This window comes from Nonomuraea sp. NPDC046570 (assembly GCF_040645915.1).
Taxonomy (GTDB): Bacteria; Actinomycetota; Actinomycetes; order Streptosporangiales; family Streptosporangiaceae; genus Nonomuraea.
The window spans coordinates 306,661-326,657 of the sequence record NZ_JBEYZF010000005.1 but is presented as its reverse complement, the minus strand read 5'-3'; the positions used below and the strand labels follow the sequence as shown (position 1 = coordinate 326,657).

Here is a 19,997-nt window from a genome sequence, read left to right as displayed (position 1 = left end):
TCAATATCGCGCCATTCCGTTTTCAAGCTTTCTTCCGGACACGGCGAGGCCGTGATCTCGTCGATGAGATCACGGCCTCGCTCACGCTACTGATCAGGGAGCGTGGTAAACGCTCTGCCACCCGGAGTAGAAACCGTTGGGCTTGGCGTAGCTGCCCCGGCTCACGTTCACCCAGATGTGCTCGGCGTTCTTGCCGGCGAAGGAGTAGTCGGCGTCGCCCTTGTTGCAGTTCTTGAACGACTTGAAGTAGGTGGACCCGTCGAAGTTCTCGACCTTGAAGACCTCCCACGCGCAGACGAACTTACGCTTGCCCCACCAGTGGTGGTTCGTGAGCGTGCTGTCGACGCTGTAGAAGTAGTCGTGCTTCCACACGGGCACCTTCTTCTTGAACTTCTTGACGACCCACTTGCAGTGCTTCTTGTCCCACTTGTCCTTCCAGCAGACCTGGACCTTCTTGTAGAAGGTCTTCCAGATCCACGTCTTGTACGACTTCTTCTCCACGCTCACGTGGCCGGAGGCGCTGGCCTTGTGGTCGCCGGAGAAGTAGGGACCCCAGTCCGCCTCATAGGCGGGCGCGACGGGGGAGGCGGTGGTGACCGCCGACGCGTTGGCGGCGGCGGGTGCGCCGACCGCCAGCACCGCTGCGGCGGTGGCGCCGATCAGGATTCGCGTGACGAATCGCATTTTGAGGGCTCCTCGGGAAGAGGGTTTCTGACACCACCCTTCGTACGCCCCCGCGATTGCCGCCCGCTTTCAATGCACTTGATACTCCTGGCCGGAAAGATGCTTTTCCTGATCATTTGCACCAAATGATATTCAGGCGACGATCACTGCGCCCTTGTAGGCCTCTTCGATGAACTTCTTCACCTCAGGGCTCTTCAGCAACTTGGCCAGCTTTTGAACGCGCGGGTCGTTCTCCTTGCCCTCGGCCACGACAAGCCCGTTGGCGTACGGGTTCCCCTCGGCCTTCTCGGCGACCAGCGCGTCGGTGGCGGGGCTCAGGTTGGCCTCCAACGCGTAGTTGCCGTTGATGACCGCGGCGTCGACGTCCTCGAGCGACCGGGGGATCTGGGCGGCGTCGAGCGGCTTGAAGGTGAGCTTCTTCGGGTTGCCGGTGACGTCCCGCTCGGTGGCGGCGGTGCCGACGCCCTCCTTCAGGGTGATCACGCCGTTGTCGGCGAGCAGCTTCAGCGCGCGGCCCAGGTTGGTGGGGTCGTTGGGCACGGCCACGGTGGCCCCGGAGGCCAGCGCGGCGACGTCCTTGAGCTTGCCGGAGTAAAGGCCGAGCGGCTCCAGGTGCACGTTCTCGACGTAGGCGAGCTTGGCGCCCTTCTCCTTGTTGTACTCGTCAAGGTAGGGCCGGTGCTGGAAGTAGTTGGCGTCGAGCTGGCCCTCCTGGAGCTGCGGATTCAGCGGCACGTAGTCGCTGAACTCGACGACCTCCAGCTTGAGCCCCTCCTTCTCGGCCAGCTTGGTGGAGATGTACTTGAGGATCTCGGCGTGTGGAGTGGGTGTCGCGCCGACCTTGAGCGTGTCCGAGGCGCCCGACGACGACGAGCCGCAGGCGGTCAGGACGAGGGCCAGGACTGCGGCGGTGACAAAACCGAACAGCTTGCGCACGGTGCGTGCTCCTTGCATGGGTGAATGCGGGATTGTGTGAGTGGAAGAGAGATCTCAGCGGCGGGAGAGCCGGCGGGCGAGCGTGTCGCCGAGCATCTGCACGAGCTGGACGACCACGACCAGCACCACGACGGTGACGATCATGAGGAGGGTCTCGAAGCGCTGGTAGCCGTACCTGATGGCCAGGTCGCCGAGCCCGCCGCCGCCGATCACGCCGGCCATCGCCGAGTAGGAGATCAGCGCGACGACGGTCACGGTGAGGCCCGCGATCAGCCCGGAAAGCGCCTCGGGCAGCAGGACCTTGGCCACGATGGTGGTCCGGTTAGCGCCCATGGCCTGGGCGGCCTGCACGACGTCGCGGCCGACCTCGCGCAGCGCGGTCTCCACCAGCCTGGCCAGGAACGGCACGGCGCCCAGGGTGAGCGGGACGACCGCGGCCATCGTGCCGATGGTCGTGCCGACGATGAGCCTGGTCAGCGGGATGACCGCGATCATCAGCACGATGAACGGCAGCGAGCGCCCCACATTGACGACGAGCCCGAGCACCTGGTGCAGCGCCCGCGAGGGGAACAGCCCGTCCCGGTCGGTGCCGACGAGCGCGATGCCCAGCGGCAGCCCGAACAGGATGGTGAACAGAGTGGACCAGAGGACCATTTGCAGGGTCTGCCCGCTCGCCTCGGCCAGCAGCGGCAGCATCTCGTCCCACGTCATGCCGCCACCTCCACCAGCAGGCCCCGCTCGCGCAGGTAGGAGAGCGCGGCGCCCGACTCGTCACCGGTCAGCGCGATCCGCAGGCGGCCCACCGAGGACCCGGCGACCTCCTCCAGCGCACCGCCGAGGATGCTCACGTCGACGTCGAACTTCCTGACGACGTGGGAGATCACCGGCTCGTCCGCCTGGCCGGTGAAGGTGACGGTGACCGTACCCGGCTCGGGTACGGGGAGCGGGAACAGCTCGGCGGCCAGGCGCGAGCCCGGCCTGGCCAGCAGTTCCCTGATCGGCCCTGACTCCTCGATGCGTCCGCCGGTCATGATGGCGACGGAGTCGCAGACGCTCTTGACGACGTTCATCTCGTGGGTGATGAGCAGGATGGTCAGCCCGAGTTCCCGGTTGAGCCGCCTGAGCAGCGCCAGGATGGACTCGGTGGTGCCGGGGTCGAGCGCGGAGGTCGCCTCGTCGGACAGCAGCACCGACGGGTTGCCCGCCAGCGCCCTGGCGATGCCGACCCGCTGCTTCTGGCCGCCGGACAGCCGGGCCGGGTGCTCGCCCGCCTTGCCGGACAGGCCGACCAGGTCGAGCAGCTCGGCCACCCGGCGCTCGCGCTCGGGCTTGGCCACGCCCATCACCTCAAGGGGGAAGGCGACATTGCCCGCGACCGTGCGCGAGGACAGCAGGGCGAAGTGCTGGTGGATCATCCCGATGCGCTGGCGGGCCCGGTTGAGCTCCTGGCCGGTCAGCGAGGTCAGCTCCTGGCCGGCCACGGTGACGGTGCCCGCGGTCGGCCGCTCCAGCACGTTGACGCAGCGCAGGAGCGTGCTCTTGCCGGCGCCGCTCTGGCCGAGCACGCCGAAGATCTCACCCTGGCGCACGTGCAGGTCGACGCCGTCGAGAGCGACGGTCTCGCCGTACACCTTGCGCAGGCCTGAAGCCTGGATCACGAAATTTCCCCACAGTGCGGGCGGGCGCGGGGTGCGGCCGCCGGGTCGGTTGGCAGACGGAAGGTGGGGGAAGAGTCAGCGCGTGCCGGGCGGGAAGGGCAGGTGGCTGAGACGGCGCAGCACGAAGCCGGGTCGGATCACGGTGATATGCCTTTGGCGAAGAACGGGCGGGGGCGGGGGCTCAGCGAGTGCGACAGCTCGGGAACATGCCCGGCATTCGCCCCATACGCATGACGCGGCACATGATGTCGCCGCCGGCGCTCATGTCGTACGCGTATGCCTCGTTCACGTCTGTGCCAACGACGCGTATATATCCCCCTATTCCCGATTAATCCTGTGAAGTGGCTCACTGTCCGGGATGCGATTGCGGTCTTGGCCGAGCCCGAAGGCGATGAGGCCGCTCAGCGCGAGATACACGGCGGCCACCAGCAGTGGCGCCGTGAACCCGCCGGTGCTCTCGCGCAGCCGCCCGGTCAGCACCGGCCCGAAGATCGCCGCGATGTGCGCGACCGCGTTGACCAGCGCGATCCCGGCCGCGGCTGCCCGGCCCGACAGGAACTCGGTGGGCAGGGTGTACACGACGGGGACGGCGGCGAACTTGCCCATCGCGGCCACGGTGAGCGCGGCCAGCACCAGCCCCGGCTGACCGGCCAGCGCCGCGAGCGCGAACCCCGCCGCCGACACGGCACAGGCCGCCGCCGCGTGCCGGGTGCGCTCGCCCGTCCGGTCCGAGTGCCGCCCCCAGGCGATCATCGCGAGTACGGCGAAGCCGTACGGAATGGTGGAGATGAAGCCGATCCCGGTCTCCCCCGCCGCCGGCCACAGCTGGGCGATCATCTGGGGGAGGAAGAGGCTGAGCAGGTACGCGCCGAAGACGCCGCCGCTGGAGACGACGGCGATGAGCAGCACGCGCGGGTCGGTCAGCACGGCCCGCACCGGGCGTTCGCGGGGCGCCTCCGCGGCCAGAGCGCCGATGAGCAACGCCTTCTCCGCCTCGCTCAGCCAGCGCGCCGTCGCGGGCCCGTCGGGCAGCAGCCGCCACACGACCACGCCGAGGGCGACCGCGGGCACCGCCTCGGCCACGAACATCACCTGCCAGCTCGCGTGCTCCACGAGCCAGCCGGAGACCGGGTTGGCGACGAGGAAGGAGACGGGGATGCCGGCCATCAGCATCGCGACGATCCTGGCTCGCTCGCGCTGCGGGAACCAGTAGGTGAAGTAGAGGATGACTCCCGGGTAGAAGCCCGCCTCGGCGACGCCGAGCAGGAAGCGGACGCTATACAGCGTCTCGGGGCTGGTGACCAGCGCGGTCGCGGCGGACAGCAGGCCCCAGGTGATCATGATGCGGGCGATCCAGCGGCGGGCGCCCACCCGGTGCAGCACCAGGTTGCTGGGGATCTCGAACAGCGCGTAGCCGACGAAGAAGATGCCCGCGGCCAGCCCGAACCCGGCGGGGCCGAGCCCGATCTCCTCGCCCATCCGCAGTTGCGCCATGCCGATGTTGGTGCGGTCGACGTAACAGACGATGTACGAGGAGATGACCAGGGGAAGGATCCGGCGGCGCACCTTGGCGAGCACGGCGTCCAGGTCACGATAGGAGTTCACGACGTATACGTAACACAGAGTGACCGATCATTCACTCTTTGCCGAGATAGTGGTCGCGGGCGAGGGGCCTACTTGTAGGGATCGCGCAGCGGTGTGACCCGCTCGGCGAACTCGGCCTTGATCCGCGCCATCCGCGGCCCCGGCGCGTAGAAGCGCCCCTTGGTCTCCCCGTACGGCCGCAGCCACCCCTTGCCAGCCAGGTCGCGCAGGTCACGCGCCGCCTGCCCCTGGCTGAGCCCTTCGTCGGACTGGTAGGTGCTCCTGCGCAGCCGCCTGGCCACGAAGACCTGGTAGAGCGCGGAGACGCACCGGGTGTTCAGCCCGTCGGCGTCCACCTGCTCCTCCAGCAGCATCCAGATCTCCCCCGCCTCGGCCAGTCGCTGCCGCACCCGCTGCGCCTGCAAGTGGTGGGCCCGCAGGCAGAACCGCACCCACGAGTGGGTGTCCGCGTGGGGGCGCCACCGGCCCCCCTGCACGTCTCTGAGCGCCCGGTAGTAGTCGACGGTGTTCTCGGCTGTGCCGAGCCACTCCTCGATCGAGGAGAACTCGGGCGTGAGGATCTGTCCTCGGCCGAGAACAAGCGTCTGCAGCGCACGCGACATCCGCCCGTTCCCGTCGCGCCAGGGATGGATCGCGACAAGGTTGAAGTGCGCCATCGCGGCGCGTACGTAGCCGGGCGCGTCCAGGTCGCCGGTGTTCAGCCAAGCGACGAGTTCACCGAGCAGGCTGGGCACGTCCTCGACGTCAGGGCCCTCGTAAACCACCTCGCCCGTCGCCGCGTTGCGCACATAGATGCCACCAGGCCTGATGATTCCGGGCGTCTTGTCCAGATGGTGGCCGATCATCATGAAGTTCAGCGCGTTGAGGATGCCTTCGTCGAACAGGAACCCCGGCGCCCGGGACAGCAATTTGATGTAGGTCAGCGCCTGCTGGTACCCCGCGATCTCGCGCGCGATCGGCGCCGGCGTCTCCAGCGGCTCCTCCCCCGACATGATCGACTCGATGTCCTCGACGCTGGCCCGGTAACCCTCGATCGAGTTGGACCCCTGGATCGCCCTGGCCTGCAACTGCCGCCGCAGTTGCCCGTCCCACCGGTGCGTCTCGGCCAGCCGGAACTTCAGATCGCTACGCATGTCCTCGATCTCGGCGAGAACACCCTGGTCGACCGCATCCAGCTTGGGAGTGCCATAGAGCATGACCCCATGACAACATGACCGAATCATTCAGTCAATCGACTGAATGATTTGTCCATATAGGCGACGTCGAAGTGGGTCAGTGCTCCAGGGTGGGGATCACGCCGACGCCAGCCAGGGACTCGGGCGCCACTTCGGGATAGATGTCGTCGGGTTCGGCCCGCCATTCCGCGAGCGGGACGAGGCCGGGGTCGACGAGGTCGAAGCCGGTGAACAGGGCGGTGATCTCGGCGCGGCTCCGCGGGCGGACGGGATTGCTGGTCCGCTTGTAGACGGCGGTGCCGACGGCGGCCTCCCCCAGCGGCATCGTGTCCGAGCAGACATGGGTCATCGCGAGCCTGCTGCCGGGTACGAGGGCTTCGCGCAGGGTGGTGACCACCCTGCGGGCCTGCTCGTCGTCGACGACGAAGTGGAGTACGGCGACGGTGAGCACGCCGATCGGCCGGTCGAAGTCGAGCAGGCCGCGCACGGCCGGGTCGTCGAGGATCTTGTCCGGCTCGCGCAGGTCGCCGTGCACGGTGATCACGCCGGGCCTGTCCATCATCGCCTGCCCGGCGGCCACGACGGTCTCGTCGTTGTCTACGTACACCATGCGCGCCTCCGGCTGCCTGCGCCGGGCGATCTCCCATGTGTTGGGCGTGAGCGGCAGCCCGCACCCGAGGTCCAGGAACTGGTCGATCCCCGCCTCGGCCATGGCGCGTACCGCGCGCAGGAGGAATCCGCGGTTGGCTCGGGCCGCGTCCCGCACGGTCGGGAAGTGGGTCATGAGCAGGGCGGCGGCCTCACGGTCGGCCGCGTGGTTGTCGCCGCCGCCGAGCAGGACGTTGTAGATGCGGGCGGCGCTGGCGGTCGTCTGGTCGCCGAGGGGGGCGGACATCAGGCGCGACCGGCGAGAGAGGGGGATTGCATGCACAGGTTCGTGCCCCCTCCGAGACGCGACGACACCCAGAAGATCGCCTAATTTCCTGCATATATCGCGCTTTGCCGCACTTTTTCATGCAAGGCCGAAGCCCCGCCGTACGGATGACGCACGGCGGGGCTCCGGATCAGGCTGCGGTGGTCTGCGCGACCTTCGCCGGGGTGAGCGCGATGTCGAGGACCTCGCGGACGTCGCTGACCGTGTGGATGGTCAGCTCGTTGCGGACCTCCTCGGGCACGTCGTCCAGGTCCGGCTCGTTGCGGGCCGGGATGAGCACCGTGGTGATGCCCGCCCGGTGCGCCGCCAGGATCTTCTGCTTGGCGCCGCCGATCGGCAGCACCCGGCCGGTGAGCGAGATCTCCCCGGTCATCGCCACGTCGCCGCGCACCTGGCGGCCGGACAGCAGCGAGGCCAGCGCGGTCGTCAGCGTGACCCCGGCCGAGGGCCCGTCCTTCGGTACGGCGCCCGCAGGGAAGTGCACGTGCACCGAGCGGTCCTTCAGCGCGGTGACCGGCAGCTCCAGTTCGGCCCCGTGCGAGCGGAGGTAGGACAGCGCGATCCGCGCCGACTCCTTCATCACGTCGCCGAGCTGCCCGGTGAGGGTCAGGCCGGTGTCGCCGGTCTCGGGGTCGGCCAGGGACGCCTCGACGTACAGGACGTCGCCGCCCGCTCCGGTGACCGCCAGGCCCGTCGCGACGCCCGGCACCGAGGTGCGCTGCTTGGACTCCGGCAGCGAGGACTCGGGCACGAACCTCGGGCGGCCGAGGTAGTCGACCAGGTCGGCCTCGCCGACCGTGACCGGCAGCTCGTTCTTGGCCGTCACCTTGCGCAGGATCCGGCCGACCGAGCGCTCCAGCGACCGGACGCCCGCCTCGCGGGTGTACTCGGCGGCCAGCCTGCGCAGCGCCGACTCCTCCACCGTGACCTCCTCGGCGGTGAGACCGGCCAGGTCGAGCTGGCGGGGCAGCAGGTGGTCGCGGGCGATGGCGACCTTCTCGTCCTCGGTGTAGCCGTCGAGGGTGACGATCTCCATACGGTCGAGCAGCGGCCCCGGGATGGCCTCCAGCACGTTGGCGGTGGCCAGGAAGAGCACGTCGCTCAGGTCGAGCTCCACCTCCAGGTAGTGGTCGCGGAAGGTGTGGTTCTGCGCGGGGTCGAGGACCTCCAGCAGCGCGGCGGTCGGGTCGCCGCGGTAGTCGGCGCCCACCTTGTCGATCTCGTCGAGCAGCACGACCGGGTTCATCGAGCCGGACTCGCGGATCGCGCGGACGACGCGTCCGGGCAGCGCGCCGACGTAGGTGCGCCGGTGGCCGCGGATCTCCGCCTCGTCGCGGACGCCGCCGAGCGCGACGCGGACGAACTTGCGGCCCATCGCGCGCGCCACGGACTCGCCCAGCGAGGTCTTGCCGACGCCGGGAGGCCCGGCCAGGGCCAGGACGGCGCCGCTGCGGCGGCCGCCCACCACGCCGAGCCCCTTCTCCTGGCGGCGCTTGCGCACGGCCAGGTGCTCGATGATGCGGTCCTTGACGTCGTCGAGGCCGGTGTGGTCGGCGTCGAGCACCTCGCGGGCGCCCGCGATGTCGTAGACGTCCTCGGTCCTGGTGTTCCACGGGACGTCGAGGATCGTGTCCAGCCAGGTGCGGATCCAGCCGGTCTCCGGGGACTGGTCGGAGGTCCGCTCCAGCTTGTCGACCTCCTTGAGGGCGGCTTCGCGCACCTTCTCGGGCAGGTCGGCGCCCTCGACGCGGACGCGGTAGTCCTCCTCCTCGGTCTCGGCGTCGCCGTTGAGCTCCTTGAGCTCCTTGCGTACCGCGGCGAGCTGCTGGCGCAGCAGGAACTCGCGCTGCTGCTTCTCCATGCCCTCCTGGACGTCCTTGCGGATCGTCTCGGCCACGTCCAGCTCGGCGAGGTGCTCGCGCGACCACTCGACCAGGCGGGCCAGCCGCTCGGCCGGGTCGGGGTTCTCCAGCAGTTCGACCTTCTGCGCCGTGCTCAGCCACGGGGTGTAGCCGGAGCTGTCGGCGAGGACGGAGGGGTCGTCGATCTGGTTGACCTGGTCGACGACCTGCCAGGCGCCACGCTTCTGCAGGATGGTCGTCGCCAGCGCCTTGTACTCCCGGGCCAGGTCCTGGGCGCGCTCGCCCACCTCGACCGGGTCGAGTGCGGTGGCCTCGACCCACAGGGCGGCACCGGGACCCGTCGTCCCCGTGCCCACCCGCACCCTGCTCACCCCGCGCACGACGGCGGCGGGCTCGCCACCGGGCAGCCTGCCGACCTGCTCCACGACGGCCTGAACGCCCACGGCTCCGTAGCGCCCGTCGATGCGGGGAACGAGCAGCACGCTCGGCTTGTTGAGGCCGGACGACTGCGCGGCGTCGATGGCGGCGCGCACCTCGGAGTCGGACAGGTCCAACGGAACCACCATGCCCGGCAGCACGACCTCGTCGTCGAGCGGAAGAACCGGGAGGATCAAGCTCTCACTCATGCGAACTCCAACGGGTTGAGTTATGTGGGCTCAACTTAAGAGAGTCGCCAGATGTTCCCGAAGCTGCCTGTGTTCGCTCACGGCGATCGTAATTATGTAATGTCAGCGCTTCCGGTGCGGCCAGGCGTGCTCCAGCAGCGGTTCGAGGCGGTACTTGCCGTCCTGGTCGGAGTCGAAGACGCCCAGGGCCATCAGGCAGTCGATCGCCGCCCGGGGCGACGCCGCTCCCGCGAGGGAGGCGGCGGCCGCGAGATCGGGCCTGGGCATGCCCCCGGGATCCATCAGCCCGCGCACCTGCCCGTAGACCGCCGCGATCGTCCGGTCCTCGGCGACCCCGGCCATCCGGACCAGCTCGGCCCGCCCTTCCGCCCCGGACAGCCACTCCTCGACCCGGTCCAGGGCCTCGTCCTCGCCGTCGAGCCCGGCCGCCAGCTCCAGCGCCCGCTCCACCAGGTACGGCCAGCCGGAGGTGACCCGGAGCAGCCGCTCCCGCCCCTCCTCCGTCCCGAACCCGCCGGATTCCAGGCTCCACACCTCCAGCGTGCGCCGGTCGTAGCGGCGCAGCGTCACCACGCCGAGCTCGGGCACCTCCTCGCCGAAGACCCGCAGCCAGAAGGGCAGCGTGGCCGGGCTCGCGATCAGGACCACGGAGCGGGTGACGCCGCCGCGGGCCGGGCGCAGCTCGACCGCGCCGCGCAGGTGCTCCCAGCAGCCGTCGGGCTTGGTCCCCAGGAAGGCGAGGTCGGAGATCACCACCCGCCGCTGTCCCGGTTCGCCGCCGGTCAGCGCGTCGACGAAGTCCCTGCGGGCGCCCGGGGACAGGTGCCGGCACCGGTCGCCGAGATCGCCGATCACCTCGCGCAGCGTCGCCGCCACGTCGTCGATCCCGGTCGCGGGCGAGCCGAGCACCAGCCGTACCTGGTTGACGTGGTCGCCGAGCACGTCGTTCACCTGGGCGATGGTCAGCGGCCACCGCGTCCGCTCGTCCTTGAGCGTGCGCCGGATCTGCCGGGCGATGACCTCGGGCGGGACCCGCTCCGACTCGGCGCGGACGAGTTCGGCGACCACCTCGTCCCGCGTGCCGATCATGCTGAGCGCGTTGGAGTTGCGCAGCCGCCAGCCCACCCCGTCGTGGTTCGGCCGCAGCACCCCGAGCCCGGCAAGTTCCGCCAGGTAGGAACGGAAGCCCTCCGGGTCGAGGGCGGCGAAGCCGTCCGGCCAGTAGGTCCGGCACTCCTCGGCGAGCTGGGCGTCCGACAGCCGGGTCTCCAGGTCGCCCTCGTAGGCGTGGTGGGCGAGGACGTTGGCGATCACGCTGTAGCGCGGGTCGAGGTTCAGCGTGTCCCGGAACGCGCTGGTGATGTCGCGGCGCAACTCGGCGTCCGCCTCCACGGCCCCGACATCCGCCTCGGTGACCGTGTACGGCGGGCCGTCCTGCCCCTTGACCCGCCGCGCGTGCATCGTCTCCACCAGCCGATGTCCGAACATCTGCAGCAGGTAGGGCTGGTAGGAGCAGTAGTTCAGGACGCGGGAGACCAGCTCGGGATCGTCGAACACGAACCCGAGGGCGCCGAGCGGCCGGGTGATGAGGTCGAAGGCGTGCCGCGCGTTCAGCGGCCCGATCGCGGTGGACTGGCCGAGGTGGCGGAACGGGCCGTTGCCGTTGAGCTTGGTGAAGCGCTGCACCGAGTGCAGCCCGGCGAAGACCACCTTGGCCCGCCCGTTCGACTCCAGGCCGAGCTCCTTGAGCCTGTTGGTCTCGTGGAAGCCCGGCGCGTCGGACTCGAAGAACACGTCGCACTCGTCGAGCAGGATCAGCAGTCTGCGGCGCGAGTCGTGGCGCAGCCAGTCGAGGACGCCGCCGCGAACCGCCTTGAAGGCGTCCCTGGTGCCGCCCTTGCGCGGCGGCGGGAGGACTCCGGCGGTGGTGAGCGCCTGGCGCAGCCGGTCCCAGACGGCGCCCGCGCCCAGCACTCCGGCCTCGGCGGTGATGTTCAGCTCCAGATGGACCGCCACCCGTCCCGGCTCCCGCTGGAACCGGTCCCTGCTCTCCCGCAGCAGCGCCGACTTGCCCAGCCCGCGGCCGCCGAAGATGACCTGGGTGCCGTCCGGGTCGAGGATGCTCCTGCGCTCCTTGTCCCGCCCGTAGAACATCTCCGGCGACACCAGCATGCGCTTGTGGCGCACGTACGGGTTGACCGCGGAGAACGGCAGGGCGAGCGCCATGGTCGTCTCCAGCCGCCCCGAGCCGTTGGCGACGGCGTAGGCGATCAGCGCGTCGTCGATGACGGCGACCGGCGCGCCGGTGTCGACGGCGCGGGCGGCCAGCCTGCGCCGTACCGCGGGAGGCATCGTGCCGAAGTGGGCGACCAGGATGCTGTCGCCGGAGTTGTCCTGGTCGACCCAGCCCATCAGCAGCTCGGCGGCGGGCCGGTCCCAGACGAGCAGCACCCGCAGCCGCCCGCCCCTCGGCTCGCGCAGGCCCAGCTTGGTGCCGAACGCCGGGACCAGGGGCTGGCCCGTCACGGTGACGCCGGTCAGCTCGATGAGCCAGCGGGCCTTGTCCCGGCGCAGCTCACCGCGTCGTTCGGCGCGCTGCGCCTCGATGCCGAGCAGCCGCATCACCGGCAGGAGGTCCTTCTGGCTGATGTTCGCCCGATCCTCGGGCCGGGTACGGCCCAGCCGGTACCAGAGCTCCAGGGCCTCGGCGGCGATGGAGCGGGCGTCGGCGGACAGCGCCGAGTAGTCCAGGATGTCGAGCCCGGCGTGCCGTTCGCCGTTCCTGACGGTCGCGAGGAACCGGCCGGTGAAGCCGTCGGGCAGCGCCTCGGGGGCGTGTGGGAAGAACCGTTCGACGTCGGGCTGGTGGACGTCGGCCGGCATGTGCTCGCCGATCTCCAGCAGGTAGAGGTGTTCCTCGGCCGTGGCCAGCTCGCAGGCGTCGATCAGCCGCCGGACGCGCCGGACGTCGTCGGCGGGGAGGTCCTGCTGGGTGGTCAGGGCGGTCAGGCGTTCGCGGAGCCGGTTCGCGGCCTCCTCGCGGTGCCGGGACAGGCCGGCGGCCACCGCTTCCAGCTCGTGCCGTACCCGGAACAGATCCGTGCGCTGGGCGGGGTCGGCGACCCGGAGGGCATCCGCGAGTTCGCTCTCCTGTTCGTCGGAGAGTTCGTCGCGGGCGCGGGCCCGCCGCAGGTCGGACAGGAGGCCGGCGCCGGTGGCCGTCAGCTCCGACCGGCTGCGGTCCTCGGCCGCCGTCAGCCGCTCGGCGGGCTCGTCCCCGGTCAGCGGGGCGGGGTCGCCGCCGGTCGCGGGCAGCCGTCCCGCCCTGGCGAGGTCGATCAGGTACCCGGCGGCGGGATAGTTCTCCGCGGCCGTCTGCCTGGCCAGCGCCTCCTCCCAGCCGATGGCGGCGGCGTCGAGCAGCGCCCCGGCCGACGCGCCGGCGAGGATGCGCCCGGAGTCAACGCGCACCCCGGGCACCTTGAGCAGTTCCGCGGTGAGCGCCTGCTCGGCCGGCGCCTCGCCCGGCGACAGGCGGATGTCGCCCTCCATCAGCGCGAAGATCTCCGACATCGTCGCCGTACCCGCCGTGGCGGCGGACGCCACGAGCGGGTCCGCGTGCCGGGCCTGGTCGGCCAGGCCGGCCAGCACTCCCGCGCGCTGCTCGGCGAGGGTGGCCCGCAGCGCGGCGATCTCCTCCATGGCCCAGGTCTGCCCGGCGGCCTGCCGCCGGTCGAGCGCGGCGACGGCGTCCAGCCACTCGGTGACCACCGAGATCGTGTCGGCGGCCAGCCCGAGCAGATCCTGCCTGCTGGGGCCCTCGACCGGCTTGGACATGCGGTCGAGGTCGTCGATCTCCCGGTTCACCGCGTCCGGCTGGGCGAGCCTGCGCGCCTCCTTGGCGACCATGGTCATCGCGGTCCGGTCGTCGTCGGCCGCGGCGGTGAGGAGCTTGCCGAGCAGACCGGCCGGGTCCAGCCAGCGCTTGGCGATGCCGGCGGCGCGCTGGAACCGCACCCGGCGCGGGCGCAGCCTGGATCGGGCCTCACCGCTCGCCTCGGCGACCCGGCGTTCCAGGTCGCCGACGTCGGCGAGCACGCCGACCAGCGGGGCGGCGAGCAGCACCTGGCGCAGGGCGCGGTCGCCGACCTCCCGCGCGGTCCTGCCCAGATGCGGCTCGACGTGGGTCGAGGCGGCGACGAGCAGCGCCCCGGCGGCGGGCTCACCGGTGATCAACGCGGCCCGGAGCAGGGCGGGGACGGCCAGCAGCAGGGTGAGCGGCTCAAGGTGCAGGTCGCCGCCGTCGATCTCGGTGCGGAGCCTGGCCGTACAGGGGCCGCGTTCCGGGCGGACCTGCTGGGCCAGGGCCGCCACGCGCAGGGCCCAGAGTCTCGGCGGGGCCCAGCCGTCCGCCGTGGCCACGGCGTGGGCCAGGCCGAAGCGCCCCCGCGCGATGAGCGCCGCGACGCCGTTCTCCGTCGGGGAGGTCTCCGCGGGCGGTTCCGCCTCCACGACCTCGGGGGGCGGCTCCTCCGCGACCTCCGGGGCCGCCGCCGGGACGCGGTGCAGGTGTCCGGCGTACGCCATGGCCGTGATCCTGCGCAGGTCCTGCGGGAGGGCCTCGGCCCGGCTGAAGCACTCGTCCACCAGGTGGAGCGGGGCCGCGGCCGAGCCGCCGGGCGCGCCGGCCAGGTCCGCGAGCTCGCCGACGGCCAGCAGGCCGCTCGCCGTCCGCCGCCGGTCGTCGTCCCAGACCGGCTCCGCGAGCAGCGTCCGGACGGTCGCGGCGAGCCTGTCCAGGTCGCTGACCGGGCCGGTGAGGCGCGTCAGATCCGCGAGCCGCTGCCGCCAGGCCGCTTCGGCCCAGCCGTCTTCGACCCGGTTGATCGCCTCCGTGGCGGCCGGGACGGTCGGTTCCCGCAGTTCGGCGCCCTGGTCCGCGAGCCACTCCCCGGCCTGGCCGAGCAGCCGTGCCAGCCCGCGCAGGGAGTCGAGGTCCGCCGTCTGCGGCGCCGCGCCCCGGCGGACGGCCGTGTCCGCCCGCCCCACCGCGTCCCGCGCGGCGGCGAGCGCGGCGGCCAGATCTTCGCGAAGCCGCCGCGCCTCCTCGGGCAGCCTCTCCCCCGTGCCGGGCACGCCGGTCTGCTGAACGGCCGGTTCGGGCGGGGGCTGGGCGAAGGACAGGTCGCCCGTCACGGCGACGACGGCCTGGGCGGCAGCCTTCACGGGGTCGCCGGCCCGCATGGGCAGGCCGGTGGGCATCCACCAGCCGCGGTCGGCCACGGCCAGCAGCACGCGGGCGTCGAACGCGCTCGCCCCCATCGCCGACCACAGGGCCATCCGGCGCAGCGACGCCGGCCATCGGGCTTCGGCCGCCTCGTCCACCACGGCCTCGTCCGACGTGCGGGTCAGCAGCATCTCGATGACCGGCAGGCCGAGCATCCCGGCCGCGGCGACCGCCTCGGGCCGTCTCGCCCGGCGCAGGCGGGCGAGGACCTGAGTGCCGAGCGACGGCCCGCAGCGAGCCATGTCCTTCATGCCGAGGCAGCGGAGCACCTTGGCCCTGTCCGCCCTGTCCAGGGAGGTCAGCAGGCTCAGCAGGTCGTCCGGGGAGACGTCCGCCATGATCTTCGTCCACAGGTCGGGGAGGTCGTTCATGGCCCGGGCCAGGTCCTCGATCGCGGCCGACGCGCCCGCCTCGTCGGCGGGCCGGTAGCCGAGCGGCAGCGGCCGGACGGCGTAGAGGGGTGCGGGCTCCGCCGGGTTCTTCATGGCCCTCCCGGGTCTTCGACGTTCGCTTCATCGGCAGCCTCCGCGAGGCCCTCGGACGAGGGCACGGCCGGACGGCGGCTCGCCGCCGTGGTCGTACCGTTCCAGGAGGCACCGGTGCTCCACCCGCGCCTCGCCTGTGGCGCGCTCACCGCGCGAGAGCCTGCGGAGGAACGGCCGGGGTGCGGATCTCGGGTCAGCCCTGTGGGCTGGTCCGATGCTGCCACAGGGGCGGGGGGCGCGTCCGGGACATCGGGATCAGCCTTCCCCTCGGGTAAGACCGGTATGACCGGGGGGCGGAACGTTCCAGCCCTTGCCGGAGAGTTCGGCGTCCGGATTCGCGCACGACCGTCGCGGAGCCGCTGAGACCGGCCTCGGTCACCATTCCCCCATGCCCTGCATGCGCGGTTCAAGAGTGAGCCCCGAGTCACCGGAAAGCTAAGGCAACGCACAGTGAGGTGTCCATAGCCCATTGGGACTAGCGTGGCGCTGACCGGCCATTCCCGGAGCCCGCTCGGGTGGCGCCTGAGAGGGAGCACGGGGCACTCTCAGGTGCGATGTGCGCCGGTTCGGCGGCTTCTGAGCTTGATCGATGACCTCGGCCGGGCCGCCGTCCCTGCGCAACCTCACCCTCATCGCCCTCGGCAGAACGGCGGAGGTCTCCCGCGGCTGACCGTCGCGGCAGCGCCGGGCTCTCGCCTGATGACGGGAAAAGGTTTAATGACAGAGTGTCGAGAACTGGGGTACGCTCTTCGTGACATCTTGTCATTAAATTTCGGAGCGTGCTGTGACTTTCTCGGAGACCTTGCGAGCCGCGACCTGGAGCGACCACGAGTCCGCCGAAGGCGAGAGCTACCTCAAGGAACTGATGAGCGGGCGACTGAGCGCCGAGGAGTACGGCGAGATGGTCGCCCAGCACTACTTCTGCTACCTGGCGCTCGATGGCGCGGCCAAGCGCCTGGCCGGCGACCCTGTGTCGGGCGGCTTCGTCTTCCCCGAGCTGTACCGCGAGGAGGCGCTGGTCCGCGACCTGGAGACGATCTACGGCTCCGGCTGGCGGGAGCGCGTCTCCCCCTCCAAGTCCACCCGGACGCTGATGGCGCGCATCGAGCAGGTGGCCGACTGGCCGGGCGGCTACATCGCGCACCACTACACGCGCTACATGGGCGACCTGTCGGGCGGCCAGTTCATCCGGATGGAGCTGCAGAAGATCTACGGCTACCAGAAGGGCGGCGGCGTCGACTTCTACTTCTTCGACGAGGTCGGCAGCCTGCCCCGCTTCAAGAACGAGTACCGCGCCCGCCTGGACGCCCTCGACCTGGACGAGGCGGCGCAGCAGCGCGTCATCCGCGAGGTCAAGCTCGCCTACCAGCTCAACACCGAAGTCCTGACCGAGCTGCTGCACACGGTGAGGGCGGCCGCCTAACATAGACGGATGCCCAGAATCTCCGCCGCGACGATCGGCGAGCACCGCGCGCAGACGCGCGACCGCATCCTGCAGGCGGTCTCGCGGCTGTCGCGCGCGCAGGGCATCGACGCGATCTCCATGACGGACGTCGCCCACGAGGCCGCCATCACCCGGACGGTCCTGTACAACTACTACCCCGACAAGGCCGCCCTCCTGCTGGCCTTCACCGAGCGGGTGACCAGCTACTTCATCGAGAGCTACGAGCGCGAGCTGCCCACCGGCGCCTCGCCCGCCGACCGGCTGCGCGCCTTCGTCCGGCTGCAGCTCGCGGGCCTGCTGGCGCACCCGCACCCCGGGGCCGCCGACCTCAGCGCCACCCTCGGCCCGGCCGCCTACCAGCAGCTCGCCGAGCACGTGGCGCCGATGCAGCGCATCCTCGCCGACATCCTGGTGAGCGGCGCGGACTCGGGCGACTTCCAGGTCTCCGACGTGGCGGCGACCGCGCGCATGATCCTCGCGGTGATCGGCGCCGAGCGGGTGCCGCTGATCAGCGGGACGGTCACGGTCGAGGCGGCCGAGGAGCGGGTGGCCGGATTCGTACTGCGGGCCCTGGGCGCCTGAACTCGCCACCTTCCTCCAGCTCGAAGACACGCAGCCATGGAAGAAGGAGTCTCCCGGTGTACGGGACATCGGCGACAAGAAGGATAGATCATCACTTCAGGTGTTCGTGATATGACTGGTCGTGTTGATCGGCTTGTCGGCGGGTGGGCGGCGAGCGGGCCCAGGCTGCCGCTGGTCTCGGTCGCCGCGCTGGCGATGGGCGGCCGAAGCGGCCGTCACCGCCCCGATGCTGCACCTGTGGCCGCACGTCGCGCCGCTACCGGCCCTCGCGTCCGTCACCGCGGTCATGATCTGCTCCCGGTACGGCGAGCCACGAGACCCAGGATGACCCTCCCCCAGATACCCCGAAATTTCGCCATAAAGCAGGATTGATCCATGGAAAACGTGCTTGTAGAGCTCAAGTCAGCGCGCGGCCGATGGATCCTGGCCGCGACCGTGCTCGGCTCCGGCCTCGCGATGCTCGACAGCACGATCGTCAACGTCGCCCTCCCCGCCCTCGGCGAGGACCTCGGCGCCGACATGTCCGGCCTGCAGTGGACGATCAACGCCTACACCCTCACCCTGGCCGGCCTGATCCTGCTCGGCGGCTCCCTCGGCGACAGGTACGGCAGGCGCCGCGTCTTCCTCATCGGCACCGTCTGGTTCGCGCTCGCCTCCGCCCTGTGCGGCCTGGCCCCCAACATCGAACTGCTCGTCCTGGCACGCGCCCTGCAGGGCGTCGGCGGCGCGCTGCTCACCCCCGGCTCGCTGGCGATCATCCAGGCGTCCTTCGTCAGGGCCGAACGGCCGAGGGCGGTGGGCGCCTGGTCCGGCCTCGGCGGCGTGGCCAGCGCGATCGGCCCGCTGCTCGGCGGCTGGCTGGTGCAGACGGCGGGCTGGCGCTGGGCGTTCCTGATCAACCTGCCGTTCGCGGCCCTCGTCGTGTTCGTGACCCTGCGGCACGTCCCCGAGAGCAGGGACGAGCAGGCCACGGGCCGCTTCGACGTGCTCGGCTCGGTGCTGGCCGCGCTGTCCCTGGCCGGCATCACCTACGGCCTGATCCAGAAGGGCGCCGCCGTGCCGCTGGTGACCGGCCTGGTGCTGGGCGTGGCCTTCGTCGCGGTGCAGAAGCGCAGGTCGCCGGACGCGCTGGTGCCGCTGGGCCTGTTCCGCAACCACGTGTTCACCGCGGTGAACGTGGTCACCCTGATCATGTACGCCGCGATGGGCGTGGTCTTCTTCCTGCTCGTGGTGCAACTGCAGGTCGTCTCGGGCTTCTCGCCGATCGCCGCGGGGGCGTCGCTGCTACCCACGACGATCCTGATGCTGCTGCTGTCCGCCCGCGCGGGCGAGGTCGCCAAGCGGTACGGCCCGCGCCTGCCGATGACCGTCGGCATCCTGATCGCGGGCGCCGGATTCCTCCTGATGGCCACCATCGGCGAAGGCGCCTCGTACTGGCTGCAGGTGCTCCCCGCGGTGACGGTGTTCGGCCTGGGCCTGTCGGCGGCGGTCGCACCGCTGACCGCGACCGTGCTGGCCACCGCCGACGAGCGCTACGCCGGTACGGCCAGCGGTGTCAACAACGCCGTCGCCCGCACCGGCAGCCTGCTCGCGGTGGCCGCCGTCCCGCCCCTGGTCGGCCTGGTCGGCGACGCCTTCAAGAAGCCGCACCTGTTCGACGCGGGCTTCCGCTACGCGATGCTGATCAGCGCCGCGATGATGGCCGTCTCGGCGCTGATCACCTTCCTCACCATCAGGACCAACGTCCTGGCCCCCGAGCCTCAGCCCTCGGGGAAGTGACAGGCGACCTCCCGCCCGCGCACCACGGTCAGCGGCGGCGCCTCGGCCCGGCACAGGTCGCGCGCCTTGTGGCAGCGCGGGTTGAACGAGCAGCCGGGCGGCGGCGCGGCCGGGCTGGGCGGGTCGCCGAGCAGCACGATCCGCTCCCGCTCGGCCTCCAGGTCCGGGTCGGGCAGCGGCACGGCCGACAGCAGCGCCCTGGTGTAGGGGTGGGCGGGATCGGCGTAGATCGACTCGCGCGGCCCGACCTCCACGATCCGCCCCAGGTACATCACCGCGATCCGCTCGCACATGTGCCGGACCACCGACAGGTCGTGCGCGATGAACAGGTAGGCCGGGCCGAGTTCGGCCTGCAGGTCGGCGAGCAGGTTGACGATCTGCGCCTGGATGGAGACGTCCAGGGCGGACACCGGCTCGTCGCACACCACCAGGCGCGGGCCGGAGGCCAGCGCGCGGGCGATGCCGATGCGCTGCGCCTGGCCGCCGGAGAACTCGTGCGGGTAGCGGTCGATGTGCGCGGGGTCGAGGCCCACCTGCCGCAGCAGGTCCACCACGCCCTGCCGGTCGAGCAGGCGCCGGGGTCCCGAGACGATCTGCTGGACGGTCTGGCGCGGGTTCAGCGACGCGAACGGGTCCTGGAAGATCATCTGCAGGTCGCGGCGGAACGGGAGCATCTCGCGGGCGCCGAGGTGGGTGAGGTCGTGGCCGTCGAAGGAGACGGTGCCGCCGGTGGGCTCCAGCAGGCGCACGATCATCCGGCCGGTGGTGGACTTGCCGCAGCCCGACTCGCCGACCAGGCCGAGCGTCTCGCCCGCGCGCAGGTCGAAGGAGACCCCGTCGACGGCCCGCACCCCGTTCCCCCGCCGCCCGGGAAACGTCATCCGCAGATCCCGCACCGACAGCAGCACGTCGTTCCCCGAGGCCGGCGCGGGCGACTCGG

General features: G+C 71.1%; 13 protein-coding genes. 3 read left to right on the top strand and 10 right to left on the bottom strand.

All coding sequences use genetic code 11. The features are described from left to right. Positions 1-93 precede the first annotated feature (93 nt). From ABZ911_RS11635 to ABZ911_RS11595, 9 genes are all read right to left on the bottom strand, one after another. Positions 94-684 (bottom strand): hypothetical protein, encoded by a 591-nt coding sequence (locus tag ABZ911_RS11635; RefSeq protein WP_358054457.1) that lies wholly within the window; start codon positions 682-684, stop codon positions 94-96. Between the two features lie 132 nt (positions 685-816). Continuing rightward, a complete protein-coding gene (locus ABZ911_RS11630) occupies positions 817-1,620 on the bottom strand; it encodes a MetQ/NlpA family ABC transporter substrate-binding protein (protein WP_358054456.1) in 804 nt (267 codons plus the stop codon). Between the two features lie 54 nt (positions 1,621-1,674). Next, a complete protein-coding gene (locus tag ABZ911_RS11625) occupies positions 1,675-2,331 on the bottom strand; it encodes a methionine ABC transporter permease (protein WP_358054455.1) in 657 nt (218 codons plus the stop codon). After that, positions 2,328-3,278, bottom strand: a complete 951-nt coding sequence (locus ABZ911_RS11620; protein ID WP_358054454.1) for an ATP-binding cassette domain-containing protein — start codon at positions 3,276-3,278, stop codon at positions 2,328-2,330. Before ABZ911_RS11620 ends, ABZ911_RS11625 begins: the two co-directional genes overlap by 4 nt. A 318-nt stretch (positions 3,279-3,596) precedes the next feature. Further along, entirely contained in the window at positions 3,597-4,883 is a 1,287-nt protein-coding gene (locus ABZ911_RS11615) for an MFS transporter (RefSeq protein WP_358054453.1), read from the bottom strand. Between the two features lie 68 nt (positions 4,884-4,951). Then, a complete protein-coding gene (locus ABZ911_RS11610) occupies positions 4,952-6,079 on the bottom strand; it encodes a Fic family protein (RefSeq protein ID WP_358054452.1) in 1,128 nt (375 codons plus the stop codon). 76 nt (positions 6,080-6,155) lie between these two features. Then, positions 6,156-6,953 carry an SAM-dependent methyltransferase gene (locus ABZ911_RS11605; protein WP_358054451.1) on the bottom strand — a complete coding sequence of 266 codons (798 nt, stop codon included), beginning with the start codon at positions 6,951-6,953 and terminating at the stop codon, positions 6,156-6,158. 169 nt (positions 6,954-7,122) lie between these two features. Continuing rightward, the gene (gene lon / locus ABZ911_RS11600; protein ID WP_358054450.1) at positions 7,123-9,480 is read right to left on the bottom strand and encodes an endopeptidase La; all 2,358 of its coding nucleotides are present in this window, start codon (positions 9,478-9,480) and stop codon (positions 7,123-7,125) included. A gap of 102 nt (positions 9,481-9,582) precedes the next feature. Next, complete coding sequence (locus tag ABZ911_RS11595; RefSeq protein ID WP_358054449.1) at positions 9,583-15,252, bottom strand: hypothetical protein; 5,670 nt, start codon at positions 15,250-15,252, stop codon at positions 9,583-9,585. 784 nt (positions 15,253-16,036) lie between these two features. Between ABZ911_RS11595 and ABZ911_RS11590 the strand changes: the two genes are divergently transcribed. The 3 genes from ABZ911_RS11590 (at position 16,037) to ABZ911_RS11580 (ending at position 19,057) form a co-directional block, all read left to right on the top strand. Then, on the top strand, positions 16,037-16,675 hold the full coding sequence (locus tag ABZ911_RS11590; RefSeq protein ID WP_358054448.1) for a biliverdin-producing heme oxygenase: 639 nt from the start codon (positions 16,037-16,039) through the stop codon (positions 16,673-16,675). 9 nt (positions 16,676-16,684) lie between these two features. After that, positions 16,685-17,278, top strand: coding sequence for a TetR/AcrR family transcriptional regulator (locus ABZ911_RS11585; protein ID WP_358054447.1), 594 nt, complete (start codon positions 16,685-16,687; stop codon positions 17,276-17,278). Between the two features lie 375 nt (positions 17,279-17,653). Further along, complete coding sequence (locus ABZ911_RS11580; RefSeq protein ID WP_358054446.1) at positions 17,654-19,057, top strand: MFS transporter; 1,404 nt, start codon at positions 17,654-17,656, stop codon at positions 19,055-19,057. Here ABZ911_RS11580 and ABZ911_RS11575 read toward each other — a convergent pair. Then, on the bottom strand, positions 19,039-19,938 hold the full coding sequence (locus ABZ911_RS11575; protein WP_358054506.1) for an ABC transporter ATP-binding protein: 900 nt from the start codon (positions 19,936-19,938) through the stop codon (positions 19,039-19,041). The genes ABZ911_RS11580 and ABZ911_RS11575 overlap by 19 nt on opposite strands. Positions 19,939-19,997: the final 59 nt, after the last annotated feature.